Origin of the sequence: Collinsella aerofaciens, from assembly GCF_027679495.1 — a bacterium.
In the GTDB taxonomy this organism is placed as follows: Bacteria; Actinomycetota; Coriobacteriia; order Coriobacteriales; family Coriobacteriaceae; genus Collinsella; species Collinsella aerofaciens_AK.
In genome coordinates this window covers 252-4,895 of sequence record NZ_JAQEKC010000047.1, presented here as the reverse complement: position 1 = coordinate 4,895, position 4,644 = coordinate 252, and the positions used below count along the sequence as shown (strand labels likewise).

At 59.3% G+C, this 4,644-nt stretch carries 4 protein-coding genes; 3 read left to right on the top strand and 1 reads right to left on the bottom strand.

Annotation, left to right across the window (positions count from 1 at the left end; translation table 11 throughout):
• Positions 1-314 precede the first annotated feature (314 nt).
• On the bottom strand, positions 315-1,562 hold the full coding sequence (gene pepT / locus PGW49_RS10215; RefSeq protein WP_215693988.1) for a peptidase T: 1,248 nt from the start codon (positions 1,560-1,562) through the stop codon (positions 315-317).
• A 120-nt stretch (positions 1,563-1,682) separates the two neighbouring features.
• Between pepT and PGW49_RS10210 the strand changes: the two genes are divergently transcribed.
• The 3 genes from PGW49_RS10210 (at position 1,683) to PGW49_RS10200 (ending at position 4,568) form a co-directional block, all read left to right on the top strand.
• Positions 1,683-2,105 (top strand): metal-dependent transcriptional regulator, encoded by a 423-nt coding sequence (locus PGW49_RS10210; RefSeq protein ID WP_270226425.1) that lies wholly within the window; start codon positions 1,683-1,685, stop codon positions 2,103-2,105.
• Between the two features lie 10 nt (positions 2,106-2,115).
• Positions 2,116-3,009 carry a homocysteine S-methyltransferase family protein gene (locus PGW49_RS10205; RefSeq protein ID WP_117821432.1) on the top strand — a complete coding sequence of 298 codons (894 nt, stop codon included), beginning with the start codon at positions 2,116-2,118 and terminating at the stop codon, positions 3,007-3,009.
• Between the two features lie 158 nt (positions 3,010-3,167).
• Positions 3,168-4,568: a phosphoglucomutase/phosphomannomutase family protein gene (locus PGW49_RS10200; RefSeq protein ID WP_270226424.1), complete on the top strand. Its 1,401-nt coding sequence runs from the start codon at positions 3,168-3,170 to the stop codon at positions 4,566-4,568.
• The last annotated feature ends 76 nt before the right edge of the window (positions 4,569-4,644 follow it).

Here is a 4,644-nt window from a genome sequence, read left to right as displayed (position 1 = left end):
GCCACGAGCGGGGGCTCCTATCTTTTTAGTGCCCTCGGATTGGGTCATAGTGTCTGTCGGTACCAAAACATCGGCGTTGCCTTGATCAAAACCCGCCAAAAAGGTAGTCATTGGGGACGTTCTTAAACGACTGGTCAAAGGGGACACTCTTGATGCACTTGGCACTTGGGGACGTTCCTTTTGTGCCGGCAGTTTGGGACACTCCTTGCGTTAAGAGGCTGGCGTGCGTCAACCTATTCTCGTTGCAGTAAAAAAATCGCCCCGTTCTTGGTTGAGGACGGGGCAATTCGTCTTTTGGACTTGTGCAGCCAGGCTTATGCAAAGCGGGCGACGAGCTCCTGGAGCACGTCGGTCATCTTGACGAGCGAACTGACCGGGACGAACTCGTTGACGCCGTGGTAGCAATAGCCGCCGGTGGAAAGGTTGGGGCAGGGCAGACCGCGGAACGACAGCTGAGCGCCGTCGGTGCCGCCACGAATCGGCAGTACTTGGGGCTCAACGCCGCAGGCAAGGTAGGCTTCCTTGGCAACATCAATGAGCTCGGGATAGTCACGAACGATCTCGGCCATATTTCGATACTGCTGCTTAATCTCGACTGTCACGCGCTCCTCACCCAGACGCTGGTTGAGCATCGAGGCGGCGGCATCAATAAGGTCGAGTTTCTGCTGGAACTTGGCGGCGTCATGGTCGCGGACGATATAGCGCGCTGTGGCGTGATCGACGGTCGCAGATACACCCTCAAGGTGATAAAAGCCCTCGTAGCCTTCCGTATACTCCGGGCGCTGCACGTAGGGGAGCAACGCGTTGAAGTCGCAGAACAGATTGCCTGCGTTGACCATACGGCCCTTAGCGTCGCCCGGGTGGATGGACTGGCCCTCAAAGCGGACGGTCGCCTCGGCGGCGTTAAAGCACTCCCACTCCAGCTCGCCGATGGGGCCGCCGTCGACCGTGTAGGCGTACTTGCAGCCAAAGGTATCGATATCCAACAGCTCGGCTCCGTGGCCGATTTCCTCGTCAGGGCAGAAGCAAATGCCGAGTGCGGGATGGGGCAGAGAAGGGTCCTGAGCGATACGCGCGACAAGCGACATGATCTCGGCGACGCCTGCCTTGTCGTCCGCGCCCAGCAGCGTGGTACCATCGCTGCAGACCAGGTCCTCACCCGCGAGGTCATTCAGGGCGGAAAGCTTGGCGGTACTCATGGCAACGGGCTTTCCGTCAACCGTGCCGCAGACCAGGTCGCCGCCTTCGTAGTGTACGATATGCGGCTTCACGCCGGCGCCCGGTGCAACTTCGGTGGTGTCGAGATGGGCGATCAGGCCCAGGGCGGGTTTGTCCTCAGCGCCCGCACTTGCGGGGATATGCGCGCAGACATAGGCGTGCTCGGTCACGTGGGCATCTTCCGCACCAAGCTCGCGCAGCTCTTCGGCCAGCACGTTGGCAAGGTCAAACTGAACGGCGCTCGAGGGTACCTGGTCGCAGTTTGCATCCTCGGACTGCGTGTTGATCTGGACGTAGCGCAAAAAGCGTTCGAGGACATCGGGGCTCGTGGTGGTGTTTTCCATAAAGACCGCTCCAATCTTGGTCGTCGTGTGCAACAAGAACTCTAGCACGGTATGCCACGGCATACCACGACGCTTGGATGGGGTAGAATCAGCCATTGAATGCAGAAGGGACGGAAGATCATGGATACGACAAATAGCTCGCGCGAACTACATCTGACGGTGGCGAACGAAGACTACTTGGAGTGCATGGTTCGCATTGAAAGCGAAGAGGGGGAAACCAACGGCGTGCGATCGGTCGACATCGCGCAGCGCCTTGGCGTCTCCAAGGCATCGGTCAATAAAGCGGTTTCGGCGCTCAAGGCATCCGAACTTGTCGAGCAATCGCACTACGGCAAGGTAGTCCTGACCGATCGCGGCCGCGAGGTTGGTGCGGCTATCTGGTACCGTCATCGCCTCATCCGCACGTTTTTGGTTCAGGAGCTCGGTGTCGAATTTGAGCGAGCCGATTCCGAGGCCTGCATGATGGAGCATGCGCTTTCCGAGGACACGATGAACCGCTGGCTCGCCTATCTCGAAAAGCAGGGAATCAGCGTCGAGGAATAGCGGGATATATATGGATACGAGTTATTACAACCGCTTTGGTGCCGAGGAACTTGCGCGCCGCTTGTCGAGCGAGACCTTGTTGGCGCAGGGCCCCATGGGCAGTGTTCTGTTGAGTGAGTACGATGCCGCCGACATTCCACCGGCGTTTTGGAATCTGGCAGAGCCGCAGACCGTTTCTCGTATCCATCGCTTGTATGTCGCTGCCGGCGCGCAGGTGCTCATTACCAACACCTTTCAGGCATCAAGCTATGCCCTCAAGCACGACCAGATTGCGCCGTCCGTGGCGGAGGTCAATCGCGGGGCCGTCGACGATGCTCGCCAGGCGCACCCGCAACTGCTGCTGGGCTCGATGGGCCCGATCGGTATTGAGTGGTTTGCCGAGGACTCTGCCGAGTATCGTGAAATCCGAGGCATTGCGCGCGAACAGGCGCACGCCTTGCTCAATGCCGGCGTTGACGGTCTGCTGATCGAGACGGTGACGTCTATCCGTAATTTGCAGCCCATGCTTGCCGGCGCCCGAGATGCCGCCGACGGCATGCCTGTTCTGGTGAGTTTTGTCGTTGACGATAAAGGCGACCTGTTGGGCGATGGCCTCAACATCGAGGCGGCCGTTTTGTACGCCGAAAAACACGGCGCAAACTCGGTTGGTGTTAATTGCTGTTCGCTTGCGGCCGCGAACGCGGCGGTGCCCAGGATGGTTGCATCGGCGACTACTCCCGTCACGGTGCGTCCCAACGTAGGCGATCCGGTCCAGACTCAGGATGGCCCCGTATGGCACGAGAACCCCGAAGCTTTCGCGCGCGCATGCATCGAATGGAGACATGCCGGTGCCGCAATGGTGGGCAGTTGCTGTGGAACCACGGCAATCACTACGGCCGCGATGGCCGAGGCGCTCGATATATAAAGGGCAAAACCGCTCCATACGGGGCGGTTTTTTTATTGCTTGCATGTCCTCGGCAGCATTTGCCCAAATGGTGAATGCTGGTGCCGGCAGGTTGCCGAGTGCATGTTGCGGGTATACCCCATGCGTACCATGATCCAAACACTGTGAGGTGTCTGCGCGTGTGCGCGATAATTCATTTTGGAACTGACGGTTGGCGCGCTCGCGTCGATGAGGACTTCACTGCCGATAACGTTGCTCGTATCGCCGATGCCGTCGGCGAGTTGTGGCAAAAGACCAATCCGGGCAAAACAGTATATATAGGGTTCGACACCCGGCCCCTGGCGAGCGAGTTCGCTGAACTTGCGGCGGGCGTGCTAGCAGCGCACGGGCTGGACGCCGTGCTCGCTTCGCGACCTGTTCCGACCCCTGCCCTTACGTGGGCGGCGGCTTATGACGGTGAGGCGTGCGGCGCGCTCATGGTGACGGGGTCCCATCATCCGCAGGGTTATCTGTGCCTCAAGATTCGCATGGGTGACGGCTCAACCGCCAACCAGGATGTCATCGAAGAGCTCGAAGAGACCATGGCTCCCGAGCCAATGGGGATCGAGGGGCAATATCGCACCGCGGATATCATTCCTGACTATATGCAGGCGGTGGCATCATTTGTCGATGCCGAAGCCATCCGCGCCGCGCACCTGCGCGTGGTTGTCGATCCCATGGGCGGCGCAGCCCAGGGCTATCTAGCCGACTTGCTGCGCGAGCTTGGCGTTGAGGCGCACGAGATTCACGCCGGGCAGGCGTCTGACCAAGAAGATATCTGCCCCGACCCCGTTGAACCTTGGGTGGACGCTTGCGAGCGCACGGTTATCGAGGACGGAGCTTGCGCTGGCCTGGTGACCGACGGCGACGCCGACCGTATCGGCGCGGTTGACGAGCGCGGCAGATATATACATCCGCATCAGATCATGGCGCTCGTTTTGGGCGACTTGGTTCAATTTCGTAATTTGGAGGGGCGCGTCGTCGTCAATCTTTCATGCTCGACGCTCGTACGTCGCATTGCCGAGGCGCTTGGCTGCCGCGTGACCGTCAAACCAGTCGGTTTCAAATATATAGCGGCGGAGATGAAGAAGGGCGGCGTCCTCATAGGCGGCGAAGAAGCCGGTGGTATCGGCATCGCCGCGCATATGCCCGAGCGCGATGGAATCCTCGCCTGTCTGATTCTGTGTGAGCTTATGGCAAAGACGGACGCGCCTTTGGGCGTTCTGGTCGACCAACTCGAGGACAGTTTTGGTAAGACGAGTTACGGTCGACGCGATTTGCGCCTTGAGGCCGAAGATGCCGAAACGTTACGAACCCTGCTGCCGGGCGTAAACCCCAAGTCGATTTGTGGCAAGGTGCCGCAAAACGTTAGTCATATGGACGGCTTGCGTCTGTCATTCGAGGATGACACGTGGCTGCTGGTCCGTCCTAGCGGGACCGAACCAGTGGTGCGCGTCTACGCCGAGGGGTTCTCGGTGGAAGAACGTGATGAGTTGCTCGATGCTGGCTGTGCTTTAGCTAGGGGGACGTATCCGCTTTAACCATGAGACTGCCTTATATAAAGAGATGCTCGGCGAGCGGTAGTTAACGGCTGGCAAACGTTAGTCGGATCACAAG